This is a genomic window from Peribacillus sp. NPDC101481 (assembly GCF_044767165.1).
Lineage (GTDB): Bacteria > Bacillota > Bacilli > Bacillales > DSM-1321 > Peribacillus.
Map to the genome: position 1 here is coordinate 1,018,588 of NZ_JBIWNJ010000002.1, position 15,282 is coordinate 1,033,869.

General features: G+C 40.5%; 15 protein-coding genes. All 15 read left to right on the forward strand.

All coding sequences use genetic code 11. The annotated features are described in order from the left end of the window. The 15 genes from flhA (at window position 1) to ACIROD_RS15075 (ending at window position 15,276) form a co-directional block, all read left to right on the forward strand. Window positions 1-2,037 carry a flagellar biosynthesis protein FlhA gene (flhA, locus tag ACIROD_RS15005; protein ID WP_260357091.1) on the forward strand — a complete coding sequence of 679 codons (2,037 nt, stop codon included), beginning with the start codon at window positions 1-3 and terminating at the stop codon, window positions 2,035-2,037. After that, window positions 2,034-3,191, forward strand: coding sequence for a flagellar biosynthesis GTPase FlhF (flhF, locus tag ACIROD_RS15010; RefSeq protein WP_402941836.1), 1,158 nt, complete (start codon window positions 2,034-2,036; stop codon window positions 3,189-3,191). The genes flhA and flhF overlap by 4 nt, the downstream gene beginning before the upstream one ends. Continuing rightward, the gene (locus ACIROD_RS15015; protein ID WP_402941838.1) at window positions 3,175-4,041 is read left to right on the forward strand and encodes a MinD/ParA family protein; all 867 of its coding nucleotides are present in this window, start codon (window positions 3,175-3,177) and stop codon (window positions 4,039-4,041) included. Before flhF ends, ACIROD_RS15015 begins: the two co-directional genes overlap by 17 nt. A 10-nt stretch (window positions 4,042-4,051) precedes the next feature. Continuing rightward, window positions 4,052-5,149 (forward strand): protein-glutamate methylesterase/protein-glutamine glutaminase, encoded by a 1,098-nt coding sequence (locus tag ACIROD_RS15020; RefSeq protein WP_402941840.1) that lies wholly within the window; start codon window positions 4,052-4,054, stop codon window positions 5,147-5,149. Window positions 5,150-5,170: 21 nt separating this feature from the next. Further along, window positions 5,171-7,213, forward strand: a complete 2,043-nt coding sequence (locus ACIROD_RS15025) for a chemotaxis protein CheW (protein WP_402941842.1) — start codon at window positions 5,171-5,173, stop codon at window positions 7,211-7,213. A 108-nt stretch (window positions 7,214-7,321) separates the two neighbouring features. Further along, window positions 7,322-7,777, forward strand: a complete 456-nt coding sequence (locus ACIROD_RS15030; protein WP_402941844.1) for a chemotaxis protein CheW — start codon at window positions 7,322-7,324, stop codon at window positions 7,775-7,777. A 4-nt stretch (window positions 7,778-7,781) separates the two neighbouring features. After that, on the forward strand, window positions 7,782-8,414 hold the full coding sequence (locus tag ACIROD_RS15035; protein ID WP_402941846.1) for a chemotaxis protein CheC: 633 nt from the start codon (window positions 7,782-7,784) through the stop codon (window positions 8,412-8,414). Continuing rightward, complete coding sequence (locus ACIROD_RS15040; RefSeq protein WP_101224667.1) at window positions 8,414-8,917, forward strand: chemotaxis protein CheD; 504 nt, start codon at window positions 8,414-8,416, stop codon at window positions 8,915-8,917. Before ACIROD_RS15035 ends, ACIROD_RS15040 begins: the two co-directional genes overlap by 1 nt. Window positions 8,918-9,043: 126 nt before the next feature. Continuing rightward, entirely contained in the window at window positions 9,044-9,808 is a 765-nt protein-coding gene (locus ACIROD_RS15045) for a FliA/WhiG family RNA polymerase sigma factor (protein ID WP_101224668.1), read from the forward strand. A gap of 199 nt (window positions 9,809-10,007) precedes the next feature. Next, window positions 10,008-10,646, forward strand: a complete 639-nt coding sequence (locus ACIROD_RS15050; protein ID WP_402941848.1) for a hypothetical protein — start codon at window positions 10,008-10,010, stop codon at window positions 10,644-10,646. Window positions 10,647-10,800: 154 nt separating this feature from the next. Then, the gene (gene rpsB, locus ACIROD_RS15055) at window positions 10,801-11,514 is read left to right on the forward strand and encodes a 30S ribosomal protein S2 (protein WP_053345349.1); all 714 of its coding nucleotides are present in this window, start codon (window positions 10,801-10,803) and stop codon (window positions 11,512-11,514) included. A gap of 295 nt (window positions 11,515-11,809) precedes the next feature. Further along, window positions 11,810-12,694: a translation elongation factor Ts gene (gene tsf, locus ACIROD_RS15060; protein WP_101224670.1), complete on the forward strand. Its 885-nt coding sequence runs from the start codon at window positions 11,810-11,812 to the stop codon at window positions 12,692-12,694. A gap of 125 nt (window positions 12,695-12,819) precedes the next feature. Beyond that, complete coding sequence (pyrH, locus tag ACIROD_RS15065; protein ID WP_034313639.1) at window positions 12,820-13,542, forward strand: UMP kinase; 723 nt, start codon at window positions 12,820-12,822, stop codon at window positions 13,540-13,542. A gap of 3 nt (window positions 13,543-13,545) precedes the next feature. Continuing rightward, window positions 13,546-14,103, forward strand: a complete 558-nt coding sequence (frr, locus tag ACIROD_RS15070; protein ID WP_101224671.1) for a ribosome recycling factor — start codon at window positions 13,546-13,548, stop codon at window positions 14,101-14,103. 399 nt (window positions 14,104-14,502) lie between these two features. Then, a complete protein-coding gene (locus ACIROD_RS15075; protein ID WP_101224672.1) occupies window positions 14,503-15,276 on the forward strand; it encodes an undecaprenyl pyrophosphate synthase in 774 nt (257 codons plus the stop codon). The last annotated feature ends 6 nt before the right edge of the window (window positions 15,277-15,282 follow it).

Below are 15,282 nucleotides of genomic sequence, written 5' to 3' on the forward strand. Positions count from 1 at the left end.
ATGCGAGCAAGAGATTTAGTTGTTATTTCGAGCGTCATCATGATCGTTGCCATGTTGGTCATTCCATTGCCAACATGGTTGTTAAGTATTTTACTCCTTTTAAATATCTCTCTTGCGCTGCTGGTTCTATTGACTACGATGAATATGAAAGAACCTCTCGAATTTTCAATCTTTCCTTCCTTGCTCCTTTTACTGACATTGTTCAGGCTGGGGTTGAATGTTTCGACGACTCGTGCCATTTTGACCTATGGTGATGCTGGGGGAGTTGTAGAAACCTTTGGGTCGTTTGTAGTCGGCGGTAACGTGCTTGTAGGATTAGTTGTATTCATCATTTTGGTCATCATCAATTTCATCGTCATCACGAAAGGTTCCGAACGGGTCTCGGAGGTAGCGGCAAGGTTTACGCTGGATGCGATGCCAGGGAAACAGATGGCCATCGATGCAGATTTAAATGCTGGGATGATCTCCGAAAACGAAGCACGTGCCAGAAGGGAAAAAATTAGTAACGAAGCAGACTTTTATGGATCCATGGATGGGGCTAGTAAGTTTGTTAAAGGGGACGCCATTGCGGGCATCATCATTGTCATCATTAACTTGATTTTCGGTATGATCATTGGCGTCATGCAATTGGACATGAGCTTTGGAGAAGCAGCCGTCCATTTTTCCATGTTATCGGTTGGTGACGGAATCGTGAGTCAGGTACCAGCTTTATTGATTTCTACAGCTACGGGAATTGTCGTAACCCGGGCAGCCTCGAATGGAAACCTCGGAGCGGATATTGTTGAACAGTTATTTCAATTTCCCAAAATGCTTTACCTAACAGCAGCAACCATTTTCCTTTTAGGGTTATTCACTCCCATTTCCGACTTGTTCACCATTCCGATCGCTGCTTTATTAGTCGTTGGAGGGTATACAATTTCAAGGATACCGAAGCAGGACGAAAGTGAAATACAAGAAATGGAGGAAGTGCTGGAAACCGATGAAATGAAAAGTCCAGAAAGCGTCGTTAACCTTTTAAGTGTCGACCCGATCGAATTTGAGTTTGGATATGGATTGATTCCGCTTGCGGATGCCAATCAAGGGGGAGACCTACTGGACCGGGTCGTCATGATCCGCCGGCAGCTTGCAATTGAGTTGGGGCTCGTGATCCCTGTCGTCAGAATACGTGATAATATTCAGTTGAATCCTAATGAGTATCGGCTGAAGATTAAGGGAAGTGTCATGGCAAAGGGGGAATTGCTCCTAAATCATTTCTTGGCCATGAGTCCAGGGATGGAAGATGATTCAATAGAAGGAATCGATACGATAGAACCGTCTTTCGGTTTACCGGCCAAGTGGATTATGGATGATATGAAAGAACATGCCGAGATGCTGGGTTATACAGTTGTGGACCCGCCAAGTGTTGTATCCACCCACTTGACGGAAGTCATAAAGTCCAATGCGCAGGAATTATTGGGCAGGCAGGAAACGAAACAATTGATCGATCATCTTCACGAATCGGCACCTATACTAGTAGAGGAGGTCACTCCGAATCCCTTGTCTATAGGAGATGTACAAAAGGTATTGGCAAAATTATTGAAGGAAAAGGTTTCGATAAGGAATTTACCGATCATTTTCGAAACGCTTGCTGATTATGGCAAGTTATCGACTGACACAGATTTGCTTACCGAATATGTAAGGCAGAACTTAGCGAGACAAATAACAAATTCTTTTATTGCGGATGAAAATAGAATTAAAGTCATAACATTATCGGGGAAAGTTGAAAAGACCATCGCTGATGGTGTACAGCAAACTGAACATGGTAATTTTTTATCATTGGATCCAACTCTATCGCAATCCATATTGGAGGCAGTTGCAGCCAAATTGGAAGAGCTGACCCTAATGGATCACCAACCGATCCTACTCTGCTCTCCAGCAGTAAGGATGTATGCCCGGCAATTAACTGAACGTTATTTTCCTAATGTACCGATTCTTTCATACAATGAACTAGAATCGAATGTGGAAGTACAAAGTGTAGGGGTGGTGAATATCGATTGAAGGTAAAGAAATATTTGGCGCCATCAATGAACGAGGCAATGAAGCGAATAAGGACGGAACTAGGCAGTGATGCAGTAATCTTAAGTTCGAAGGCTGTATATAATGGTGGTTTTTTAGGATTATTCAAAAAGAGGAATATTGAAGTCATTGCAGCCATAGACCCTGTGTCCCAGCCTATCCAAGCCGTAACCAAGCAAAAATCGAAGAAGTTGCCATCAAAGCTGGAAATGGCAAGTCATGCCCCTGAACCCAATGAAGGGAATGGGGAAAGTGCTGACTTATTAAAAGAAATCGAAGGTTTGAAAGATATGATAAAGAGTTTGCAAATCTATTCAACTGATAAAAAATATCCGGGGAAGCTGGAGAAAATCCACAAATACCTAACCGAGCAGGAAGTGGATATATCACTTCGATCCCAAATCATGGATGAATTGCTTGAAAAATGGTTCGTTTTTAAACAGCAATCCACTGATGAAGAGGTTCAAGTTTGGTTGGAAGAAGCCATGCTCGGGATTTTAGAAGAAGTTGGAAACGGAAAACCCGGGCTGCAAAAAAAATATATTAATATTGTTGGCCCAACAGGTGTGGGAAAGACAACGACCTTAGCAAAAGTAGCTGCGGAAACCATGTTAAAGCATGATAAAAAGGTGGCCTTCATTACGACGGATACGTACAGGATTGCTGCAATAGATCAACTTAAGACATATGCCAAGATTTTAAACGTTCCAATTGAAGTCGCTTATAATTTGGAAGACTTCAAAAGGGCTGCTGAACGCTTCTCCCATTATGATTTTGTTTTTATTGATACGGCCGGAAGGAATTTCCGTAACCCGCAATATGTCAAGGATCTTAATGAAATCATCCATTTTACAGATGAGATGGAAACCTATTTAGTATTGTCATTGACCTCTAAACAAAAGGATATGGAAGATATTTATCGACAGTTTGCTGCCATACCTATTAAACAGGTCATTTTTACAAAAGCGGACGAAACCTCCACTTTCGGGCAAATATTCAATTTTATACATACTCATAAATTAGGAGCCGCCTATATAACAGATGGACAAAATGTGCCAGACGATATTGAAATAGCTACATCTTCACAGCTATTGAAAATGGCTATTGGGGCTAATAAATATGAAAGATCAAGCTGAGAATTTACGAAGAAGATTGGAAGCCCGCCAAAATCGATCAATGGCCAAAACGATTGCCGTTTTAAGCGGGAAAGGTGGAGTGGGAAAATCAAACTTTTCCTTGAATTTTTCGATTGCCTTATCCCAAAGAGGCAAAAAAGTACTGTTGTTCGACATGGATATCGGTATGGGGAATATTGATATTTTGATCGGGGAACAATCTCCCTGCAGCATAATTGATTTTTTTGAAAACGATTGTAGTTTGAAGGATATCATCATGGCAGGACCGGGAAACATTTCAATCATTACAGGTGGAACGGGGTTGACGGCTCTCTTTTCACTTGATGAGGAAAAATATACCCGGTTTAATGAGGAGTTCGGTTTATTGTTGGCGAATTACGATTATATCTTATTTGATATGGGTGCTGGCATCACTCAGGATTCCATGAAATTCCTGTTATGTGTGGATGAATTAGTCGTTATAACGACACCTGAACCCACTTCTATCATGGATGCATATTCCGCAATGAAATATATCCATTCAGTAAATAAAGAGATATCATTGTTCCTGGTTTGCAATCGGGTTTTCACGAGTAAGGACGGCAGAGATACGATTAAGCGGCTCCAAAATGCATTAGTGGAATTTTTGGGATTGGAAACTGTAGCTCTTGGGTACTTGCCAGATGATAGAACCGTACCCAATTCTGTTAACAAACAAATGCCCTTTCTTCTTTTCGATTCTGAAGCCGATGTATCCAAAGCCATTATGGACATTGCTTCGAGATATGCAAATCATTCATTTGGGGAAGAATTGACTTTGCAAAAAAGCCATTTCCTCCAAAATATGAAGAGATATTTTTTTGGAAAGTAGGTCTCCTTATATGAGTAAAGTAAAAGTGCTGATAGTGGACGATTCTGCGTTTATGAGAAAGTTAATTTCAGAGTTTTTTGCAGAAGATAGCAGGATGGAAGTCATCGGGACTGCGAGGAATGGTAGAGATGCCATAGACAAAATAAAGGCTTTAAAACCCGATGTCGTGACTTTGGATGTGGAAATGCCGATTATGGACGGATTGGAAGCATTAAGCCGGATCATGAATGAATGTCCAACTGCTGTTGTCATGTTATCAAGCACAACGAAAAAGGGAACGGAAAATACATTTTCCGCCATGAACAGTGGAGCCTTTGACTTTGTGGCTAAACCCTCTGGTGCCATTTCATTGGATTTACATAAAATCAAGAAAGAACTCCATGAAAAAGTTATGGCTGCCAGCAGGGCAAATGTTCACAAACTAGAAAAAAATGCGATGAATATTGAAAGAAGCCCATCCGTTTGGGAAAAATATAGTAAAATAGATTCAAAAGAATCGTCAAAAATTAAAAAAAATCAAAAAAAGTGGTCCTATGGGTACAAAAAAATAATAGTCATTGGTACATCAACAGGAGGCCCGAGAGCTCTGCAGACCGTCTTGGCAGGACTCCCGGAAGAAGTTGATGCTCCCATACTCATTGTCCAGCATATGCCCCCCGGTTTCACAAAATCCTTGGCAACACGCCTGGATTCATTGTGCAAGATTAAAGTGAAGGAAGCTGAAGAGGGGGAACTGATTCAAAAAGGTGTCGCCTATATCGCACCGGGAGGTTTTCACTTGAAAGTGAGGAAAGTCGGAATGAGCTGGGCAATCCTTTTGGATCAATCCGAATTGCGTAATGGACATCGCCCGTCGGTTGATGTGCTATTTGAATCGGTAAGTGAAATGAATGATTCTGCGAAAATAGCCGTTATCATGACCGGGATGGGAATGGACGGGGCGATGGGACTCATGAAGCTTAAACAGGAGGGTCCTTTAAAAGCGATAGCCGAATCACAGGAGACATCAATCGTTTTTGGTATGCCTAAGGCGGCAATCAATACCAAGTTAATAGATAGCATAGAGGATGTAGAAAAAATAGCTAAAACGATAATGAGCTATTGTTAACACGTGGAGGTGTGAGATTGTATGGATATGAATCAGTATTTAGAGGTTTTTATAGAAGAAAGTAAAGAACATCTTCAAACGTGCAGCGAACAGTTGCTGGTACTCGAAAAGAACCCGGAAGACCTCTCGATCGTAAACGAAATCTTTCGTTCCGCCCATACCTTAAAAGGGATGTCGGCGACTATGGGGTATGAGGATTTAACCAATTTAACCCATAAAATGGAGAATGTGTTGGATGCAATCCGAAATAGTCAAATCGCCCTCTCTCCAGAATTATTTGATGTGATATTTTTAGCGGTTGATGATTTAGAAGCGATGGTCATGTCCATTGCAGAAGGTGGAGATGGAAAAAGAAATGTGGAAGAGGTTGTCCATCAGCTGGAAGTGATTGAAAAAGGGGAGTCGCCCGTTTCTTCCACCATTGCAGAGATTGCAGCAGCTTCTGCCGTCTTTGGTAAAGAGGAAATGACTGTGGGAGAGTACGATGAATTTGAATGGACAGTGCTTAAGCAGTCCAAAGATCAAGGCTTCAACAGCTTCGAAATCTCGATAGGGTTGCGAGAGAACTGTCTTTTAAAAGCTGCCCGGGTGTTTATGGTTTTCGAGGTGCTTGAAAAGTCAGGTGAAGTAATCAAGTCACACCCACCGGTCGAACTTTTGGAAGAAGAACAATTCGATCAGCAATTTACGGTCACGATGGTAACAACAGAATCGAGTGATGAGATAAAGGAAAAAATCATGAAGGTTTCCGAAGTGGATCAAGTTGTGGTAAATGCCCTTGATCTTGAGGGCTTGAGGCATGCAGCCAATTCTATAGAGGATCAAGTTGCTGAAGTACCGGAACAAGCGACAATTAAAGCCGTGCTTCCAACTGATAATGATGATAAGAAAAAACAGGCACTCGTTAAGCCTGCATCAAGCAAGACCATTCGGGTGAACATTGAGCGGCTTGATATATTAATGAACCTATTCGAGGAACTAGTAATCGATAGAGGCAGACTTGACCAAATTTCCAGTGATTTGAATAATCAAGAATTGCATGAAACAGTAGAAAGAATGTCCCGTATAACAAGTGATTTACAAACAATCGTTTTGAATATGCGGATGGTGCCCGTTGAAACTGTATTCAATCGTTTTCCTAAAATGGTTCGTCAATTAGCAAGGGATTTAAACAAGAAAGTCAATTTGGAAATCAACGGTGCAGAAACGGAACTTGACCGTACAGTCATTGATGAAATCGGTGATCCTCTCGTCCATTTATTAAGAAACGCCATGGATCATGGAATTGAAACACCTGAAGAACGTTTGGCGAAAGGAAAGAAAGAAGAAGGTAAAATCCTGTTAAAAGCCTACCACGGCGGCAATCATGTTTTCATTGAAATTGAGGATGACGGTGCAGGAATCAATAAAGATCGAGTCTTGAACAAGGCGCTCTCCAATGGGATATTAACCAAGGAAGCTGCCGACACCCTAACGGATAAGCAAATCTATGAATTGATATTCGCTTCTGGTTTCTCAACAGCGGAAACCATTTCAGATGTATCGGGGCGCGGTGTTGGACTGGATGTGGTTAAAAATACTATTGAGTCTCTCGGTGGATCTGTCACGATCGATTCCAAAGAGAATGATGGATCCATCTTCCTTATTCAGCTTCCGCTTACATTGTCCATTATCTCTGTCATGCTGGTTGCAATCCAAAACGAAAAATATGCCATACCTCTTTCTTCGATAATAGAAACAGCGATCATAAAAAAAGCAGATATCTTGAATGCCCATAATCAACAGGTTATTGACTTCAGGGGAAAGATCCTGCCGCTTCTGTTCTTGAAAGATATATTTGAAGTGCCAATCAGTCTGGAAGAAGAAGAGTCCCTCTCTGTGGTCATTGTAAGAAAAGGTGATAAATTAGCCGGATTAGTCGTTGATTCATTCATCGGGCAGCTGGAAATCGTTCTGAAATCACTAGGTAATTATTTAAATAGCGCTTTTGCAATATCGGGGGCAACGATCCTTGGTGATGGTCAAGTTGCTTTAATTATAGATTGCAACACATTGATTCATTGAATGATAGATAAGCGGGACAGGGGAATGGGACGTTGGTTCAACCGTTTCGATTCAAGTTTTCGTTAAGACTGCACAACAATCAGGAGTTTATTAAAAGGAGGGGAATAGATGTCGGAGGATATGAAAGTAATCGTATTTCAAATTAAAGATAAAGAATATGCAATACCAGTGGATAAAGTCAGCGGTATCGAAAAGATTCTGCATATTACCAGAGTTCCAAAGGCTGTAAAGTTTGTTAAGGGAGTCATAAATCTAAGGGGTGTAATCACTCCAATTATTGATTTGCGGGTGCGTTTTGGTTTCGAAGAGATGGAATACAATGAATCAACAAGGATTATCATCGTCATTCTGGATGATATGGAAGTTGGGTTAATAGTGGACTCTGCCAATGATGTTTTGGATATTCCAGTGGAGAGTATCGAACCTCAGCCTGAAGTTGTGGGACATTTGGCTTCAGAATACATTAGCGGAGTGGCTAAAATTGACAAGCGACTGCTCGTCCTAATCAATTTGGAGAAGGCTCTAAGTCTGGAAATGACTGAAAATATGTTAAGAGAAGGATAATCATATGTCGTTCATTGAGAAAATCAACCCTTTTCAACTCGATATTTTGAAGGAAATCGGCAATATAGGTGCAGGGAACGCAGCAACTGCGTTTTCTGCCATCCTTAATAGGAAAATTGATATGAATGTTCCTAATGTCAGAATCGTTTCCTTTGATGAAATGATGGAAATGGCTGGCGGGGCCGATCAAGTCGTTGCCAGCGTTTTCCTTAGAATAGAAGGTGATGCTTCAGGGAGTATGTTTTTTATCCTTTCGCTTCCTGTAGCCCAATACTTGATTCGTAAGATGACTGGTGATGAGACCTTTTTGATGGAATCCGCACCCCATACTGAATTGGCGCTTTCTTGCCTTCAGGAATTAGGGAATATCTTATCGGGATCCTACCTCTCTTCTCTTTCTGATTTCACCCGATTGAATATCTATCCATCCGTTCCATCCTTGAGCATCGATATGGTAGGGGCAACGATCAGTTACGGATTATTGGAATTATCAAAAGTAAGTGACGCGGCCATCGTCATTGATACTGTGCTTGAAAAAGACCAGCTTTTCGCTGAATCCATTAATGGTCATTTCTTTTTATTACCTGATCCCGAATTTTTTGATATCATTTTTTCCGCTTTAGGAGTGTCCACCTAATGACTGAATTGTTAAAGGTCCAGGTTGTTAAGGTTGGAATAGCGGATATGAATATTATAAAACCTCCCTATACGATTCGCACTTCCGGGCTGGGGTCGTGTGTTGGTGTTGTGATTTATGATGAGAAAAAAGAGATTGCGGGTTTGGCACATATTATGCTGCCTGACTCTTCATTAGCTAAATCGGGGCCGATCAACGTTGCCAAATTTGCAGATACGGCGATAAAGGAATTGGTGCAGCTCTTAGTCAAAGAAGGCGCAAGAATGCCATTCCTAAAAGCGAAGTTGGCTGGCGGAGCACAAATGTTCCAATTTGCCTCCGGAGGGGATTTAATGAGAATAGGACCACGGAATGTGGAAGCTGTCCGAAAGGTGTTATCTGACTTGCGCATTAGAGTCGTCGCTGAAGATGTTGGCGGGAATAGCGGAAGAACGATTGATTTCAATTTAAGTGATTGTTTGCTAAATATACGGACCGTTACAAAAGGGACTAAAAACATATAGGATCGGATTTGGCTTTTGAAAAGCCAAAAATATGACAGGTACACTTGCAATCGAATTATTATTGCATTTATGGCTTTAGGGGCCGTATCGATCACAAATCGTATAACAATGTTAGGAGGATGTCCAATGTCTCATCTGACCATCGAAGAAGAGCAGTTATGTTGGAAGAATTGGGTGGATCGCAGAGATCCGCTAGCCGGGGACATTTTGGTGAAGAAATACATACCTCTCGTATCGTATCATGTTCAACGTATTTCAGTAAGTCTTCCTAAAAATGTGAGCCGGGATGATATAAGGAGTTTAGGAATGATGGGGTTATTCGATGCCCTGGAACGTTTTGACACGAAGCGTGACCTGAAGTTTGACACATATGCATCATTTAGAATACGTGGTGCTATTTTAGATGGATTAAGAAAAGAGGATTGGCTTCCGCGGAGCGCAAGAGATAAAGCCAAGAAAATTGAAGCTGCAATAGAAAAGCTGGAGCAGCAATACATGAGGAACCTTTCGCCAAACGAGATTGCCGCTGAATTGAATATTCCGGAAGATGAAGTATATGCTGCATTAAATGAGAACTTCTTTGCCAATGTACTATCAATGGATGAAAATCCCCAAGAAGACGATAAAGAAAGCGCGAATTTTCATATTAAAGATGAAAAGGCGGATTTACCCGAGGAACATGTGTTAAGGGATGAATTGTATGTTGAATTAGCCAAAGTCATAGAAACCCTTAATGAAAAAGAACAGTTGGTTTTACAGCTTTTTTATAAAGAAGAACTAACATTGACCGAAATCGGGCAAGTGATGAGCCTATCTACGTCCCGGATATCCCAAATTCATTCAAAAGCGATATATAAATTAAGAAACACGATGCAAGATCAAAAAAATTAATCATGATAGTTTAATGAAGAGGGCTACGGAGTTTGGGAAGCATAAAATCCCAATTGAACGAAGAAGCCCCCTGCAAGCTTGAAAGAATTGATAAGGTACCCGCATCAATAAATGCTTCGAAATCACAGAATGTACGAACTGTACTTAGTCAATAAGAGCAAAGCAACAGATAGACTATTTCGGTTAATTAGGAGGCAACATGACAGCATTTTTTATATTTCTGTTGTTTGTATTAAACATATTCACCATTTTCGCCATCATCGTTTTATATCTTCGGCAAAATCGTTTAAGTAAGTTGGAAAAAGACCAAAAAGCCATCATTGGAGAAATGGAACAACTTTTGTCTGGTTATTTAATGGAGATGAAAGAGGATAATGAGGCATTGGTAAAGGCATTCACCAATTCGGTGGCAATGAATCACGAGCATGGTCAAAAAGGTCAAGTACATGGCTCGATCAAAGAAACAAAGGAAGATAAAGAAGAAAAACAGGAACAAAACATGCTGCTAGAGTATAAAGAGGGAAGCCGTGCCGGTGCTAGAAAGCAGGCAATCAACGCCTATAAAATTATGCCTGGAAAAAATGAAACCAATGCTTTACCAGTAAAAGTCGAGGACAAATTGGAGCTTTCATCGGCAGTCGCTTCTCCAAAAAACGAAGGGAAGCCGGCTGGCATGGAATTTTCGGACATGCTGCAGGCTTCGTTAAATGAACGATCATTAAATGCAAAAGTGGATATGTTAGCGGATCAAGGACATTCAGTAGAGGAAATCGCAAAAAAGTTAGGTTGCGGTCAAACCGAGATAGAGCTTTTACTAAAGTTTCGCATGAATAGATAAAGTTATCTCTTGATTGTGCAGTGCCATTATGATATATTATGAAATGGTGTTAATACACACGCCCCGTGATTCTTGCAGATGGTGCTGTTATGACAGTTTCTGTATGAAAATGATCGGTGCGGAGGAAAAACAAAACCATTTAGGAGGAACTAAAATGTCAGTCATTTCTATGAAACAATTGCTTGAAGCTGGTGTACATTTCGGACACCAAACACGTCGCTGGAACCCAAAAATGAAGAAATATATCTTCACTGAGCGTAACGGCATCTACATCATCGACCTTCAAAAAACAGTTAAAAAGGTTGAAGAAGCTTATAACTTCGTGAAAGAACTAGCTGCTAACGGTGGTACTGTTCTTTTCGTTGGAACTAAAAAACAAGCTCAAGAATCTGTTAAAGAAGAAGCTATCCGTTCTGGTATGTACTATGTAAACCAACGTTGGTTAGGTGGAACTTTAACAAACTTTGAAACAATCCAAAAACGTATCACTCGTCTTAAAGATATCGAAAAAATGGAAGAAAACGGAACTTTCGAAGTACTTCCTAAAAAAGAAGTTATCCAACTTAAAAAAGAATGGGATCGCTTAGAGAAATTCTTAGGCGGTATTAAAGATATGAAGACTCTTCCAGATGCGATCTTCGTTATCGACCCTCGCAAAGAGCGTATCGCTGTTGCGGAAGCACACAAATTACACATTCCACTTGTTGGTATCGTTGATACAAACTGTGATCCGGATGAAATCGATGTAGTTATTCCTGCGAATGACGATGCAATCCGTGCTGTTAAATTATTAACAGGTAAAATGGCAGATGCTATCTTAGAAGCTAAACAAGGCGAAGAAACAGCAACTGAAACAACTACTGCTTAATAAGTAAAAAAGGTTGCTTATTCAGTAAGAAAAAAGGTGATAAGAGGATAATGCCTTTTATCCCTTTTTTTTGCACTAAATAAGCATACATAAAATCACTGTACGTAATGACTTTTTAAAAAGGTATGGGCGATTTTTCAGGGATGAAAATGTTCCGTCATATTGACTGAGTAAGTGGATGTTTTTTCAGAAGTATTGTCAAGACTCGTTATTTTGTTTGATGATAACAAGTATTTTTTGGCAATAATGGGTAAAGATTGAATAAACTGCATTTAATTTGAGGAGGATATATATTATGGCAATCACTGCACAATTAGTTAAAGAATTGCGTGAAAAAACTGGTGCCGGTATGATGGACTGTAAAAAGGCACTTGTACAAACAGAAGGCGATATGGAAAAGGCAATCGATTTCCTACGTGAAAAAGGAATTGCAAAAGCTGCTAATAAAGGCGACCGTATTGCTGCTGAAGGTCTAACTTCAATCGTTGTGGAAGGAAACCAAGCGGTAATCCTTGAAGTGAATTCAGAAACTGATTTCGTTGCTAAAAACGAAGGATTCCAAACTCTTGTTAAAGAATTGGCTGGATTCCTTCTTGCTAACAAACCTGAAAGCGTTGAAGCTGCTCTTGAGCAAACAATGGAAAATGGAGTAAAAGTAGCAGATCATATCAATGCTGCAGTTGCTAAAATTGGGGAGAAATTAACTCTACGCCGTTTCCAAGTTGTTTCTAAAACAGATAACGACGCATTTGGTGCATACCTTCACATGGGTGGACGTATCAGCGTGCTATCAGTTCTTGAAGGTACAACTGACGAAGAGGCAGCTAAAGGCGTTTCAATGCATATCGCTGCAATCAACCCTAAATATATCTCTCGCGACCAAGTAGATGCTAGCGAATTAGAACGCGAACGCGAAGTTCTTACTCAACAAGCGCTTAATGAAGGCAAACCTGAAAAAATCGTTGCAAAAATGGTTGAAGGACGTATCAATAAATTCTACGAAGAAATCTGCGTAAACGAACAAGCTTTCGTTAAGAACCCAGATCAAAAAGTGGGACAATTCGTTGAATCAAAAGGCGGAAAAATCCTATCATTCGTTCGTTATGAAGTAGGGGAAGGTCTTGAAAAACGTCAAGAAAACTTTGCTGAAGAAGTAATGAACCAAGTTAAAAAAGACTAATTGTCAGATAATTAATAATGGGGAACACTCTGGTGTTCCCTATTTTTTGAAATGTCATGAATTTTTGGTAGTATTGCAAGAAAGCATGATGAACGAATGAAAAGATTACATAGTTGGAGGTTCTCATGAGTAACGCTAAATATAAACGTGTCGTTTTAAAACTAAGTGGCGAAGCATTAGCCGGTGAAGAAGGATTTGGAATTAACCCTGCAGTAATTAAATCTATTGCTGAACAAGTCAAGGAAGTGGCTGAGCTTGATGTAGAAGTGGCTGTTGTTGTCGGCGGCGGAAACATTTGGCGCGGGAAAATAGGCAGTGAAATGGGCATGGATCGTGCTAATGCCGATTATATGGGGATGCTGGCTACAGTCATGAACTCATTGGCATTACAAGACAGCCTTGATCAGCTTGGAATTGAAACGCGCGTGCAAACTTCCATTGAGATGAGGCAAGTCGCTGAGCCATACATTAGACGCCGTGCTATCAGGCATCTAGAGAAAAAGAGAGTGGTGATTTTTGCAGCTGGTACAGGTAATCCATACTTCTCAACGGATACCACTGCCGCCCTGCGTGCTGCTGAAATTGAAGCTGATGTCATCTTGATGGCGAAGAATAATGTGGATGGCGTATACAATGCAGATCCGGTTAAGGACAAAAATGCGGTGAAGTATGATAAACTTTCCTACCTTGATGTGATTAAAGAAGGGTTAGAAGTAATGGATTCAACTGCGTCCTCACTATGCATGGACAATGATATTCCATTGATCGTCTTCTCGATCATGGAAAAAGGTAATATTAAACGGGCCGTATTAGGCGAAACGCTTGGTACTATTGTAAGGGGGAAATAAAAGATGCCGAAACAAGTTATTTCGAATGCGAAAACGAAAATGGAAAAAGCCATTGGAGCATACACACGTGAATTAGCAAGCATCCGTGCCGGAAGGGCAAATGCCTCATTGCTTGATAGAATCTCGATCGATTATTATGGATCGCCGACACCAGTCAATCAGGTGGCAGGAATTTCTGTCCCGGAAGCTAGACTATTAGTCATTCAACCATATGATAAAACGGTTTTGGGTGAAATCGAAAAGGCGATTTTGAAATCAGACTTGGGATTAAATCCTTCAAATGATGGTTCGGTCATCAGGATTGCCATCCCAGCTCTAACGGAAGAGCGCAGAAAAGAGCTTGTGAAAGTCGTTAAAAAAGAAGCGGAAGAAGCGAAAATAGCTGTCCGTAATGTTCGTCGCGATGCTAATGATGATTTGAAAAAGCTTGAAAAAAGTGGTGAAATCACTGAAGATGATTTACGTGGCTATGCAGATGACATCCAAAAGATGACAGATGGCAACATCACGAAAATTGATGAAATTACAAAAGATAAAGAAAAAGAAATTATGGAAGTATAATTCCCACTGAAGAATTGATTAAATAAAGAGGGCCGAATCCATACTGGGTCATGTCTTGGTTCTAACATATAGGTGTGCTTAAAGGAGAAAACTGTTATAATAAGGTTTCTCCGATAATGATTACTCCTTGAGTTAGTATGTTGCATGCAAACGTTGGAGGTGGTCCTTTTTTTGCATTTTTCATGGTAATCATAACCGGTTTTAGAAAAAAAGAAGTAATGATTTCTCCCTTTCTAGCTTCTAATGAAGAAATAATTTTCATATAAATAATATGAGAACCAGTTTTTTTTTGATATTATAATATAGATTCTTTTTAAGCGGCAGAAAGCTTGATATACATAGTGCACGAAAACTTTGCCTTTGTAGAGAGATAAGTACAACCTGATGGGGGACTAACATATGTATTCACTTTGGAAGCGTTTCGTTAAAAAAGATGCTTCTTCCGATGTAACAAATAGGATTCAGCATATTAAACAGTTTGATGTTCCTCAGCATATCGCCATCATTATGGATGGAAACGGCCGTTGGGCCAAAAAGCGTGCATTGCCACGTGTGGCGGGGCATCATGAAGGAATGAAAACCGTTCGTAGAATTACGAAAGTTGCCAATAAATTAGGGGTCAAAACTTTGACAGTCTATGCGTTTTCCACTGAAAATTGGAAACGTCCGAAAAGTGAAGTCGACTTTTTGATGAAGCTTCCCCAGGAATTTCTGGGGACATTTTTACCAGAGCTCATTTCAGAAAATGTAAGAGTTGAAACGATAGGGGACTTGTCACTCATTCCGTCACATACTCAAGGTGCCGTTAAACGGGCCATGGAGGACACGAAAGACAATGATGGGATGATTCTGAATTTTGCCCTGAACTATGGAAGCCGTGGGGAGATTGTATCTGCAGTGAATAGCATCATTGAAGATGCTAAGAATGGTATAATAAAGGAAAATGTAACTGAGGAAATGCTATCCAGTTACCTGATGACCAAACATTTGTCGGATCCTGATTTACTGATCCGTACAAGCGGTGAAATCCGTTTAAGTAATTTCATGCTTTGGCAGTCGGCTTATACTGAGCTGTGGTTTACTGAGGTGCTATGGCCGGATTTTAGTGAAGAGCATTTATTACAGGCAGTTGAGGAGTATCAAAAGCGTTCACGAAGATTCGGTGGCGTTTAATGTAGA

Coding starts and splice junctions, on each gene's coding strand:
- flhA (WP_260357091.1), top strand. CDS start 1: ATGCGAGCAAGAGATTTAGTTGTTATTTCGAGCGTCATCATGATCGTT.
- ACIROD_RS15015 (WP_402941838.1), top strand. CDS start 3,175: ATGAAAGATCAAGCTGAGAATTTACGAAGAAGATTGGAAGCCCGCCAA.
- ACIROD_RS15020 (WP_402941840.1), top strand. CDS start 4,052: ATGAGTAAAGTAAAAGTGCTGATAGTGGACGATTCTGCGTTTATGAGA.
- ACIROD_RS15025 (WP_402941842.1), top strand. CDS start 5,171: ATGGATATGAATCAGTATTTAGAGGTTTTTATAGAAGAAAGTAAAGAA.
- ACIROD_RS15030 (WP_402941844.1), top strand. CDS start 7,322: ATGTCGGAGGATATGAAAGTAATCGTATTTCAAATTAAAGATAAAGAA.
- ACIROD_RS15035 (WP_402941846.1), top strand. CDS start 7,782: ATGTCGTTCATTGAGAAAATCAACCCTTTTCAACTCGATATTTTGAAG.
- ACIROD_RS15040 (WP_101224667.1), top strand. CDS start 8,414: ATGACTGAATTGTTAAAGGTCCAGGTTGTTAAGGTTGGAATAGCGGAT.
- ACIROD_RS15045 (WP_101224668.1), top strand. CDS start 9,044: ATGTCTCATCTGACCATCGAAGAAGAGCAGTTATGTTGGAAGAATTGG.
- ACIROD_RS15050 (WP_402941848.1), top strand. CDS start 10,008: ATGACAGCATTTTTTATATTTCTGTTGTTTGTATTAAACATATTCACC.
- rpsB (WP_053345349.1), top strand. CDS start 10,801: ATGTCAGTCATTTCTATGAAACAATTGCTTGAAGCTGGTGTACATTTC.
- tsf (WP_101224670.1), top strand. CDS start 11,810: ATGGCAATCACTGCACAATTAGTTAAAGAATTGCGTGAAAAAACTGGT.
- pyrH (WP_034313639.1), top strand. CDS start 12,820: ATGAGTAACGCTAAATATAAACGTGTCGTTTTAAAACTAAGTGGCGAA.
- frr (WP_101224671.1), top strand. CDS start 13,546: ATGCCGAAACAAGTTATTTCGAATGCGAAAACGAAAATGGAAAAAGCC.
- ACIROD_RS15075 (WP_101224672.1), top strand. CDS start 14,503: ATGTATTCACTTTGGAAGCGTTTCGTTAAAAAAGATGCTTCTTCCGAT.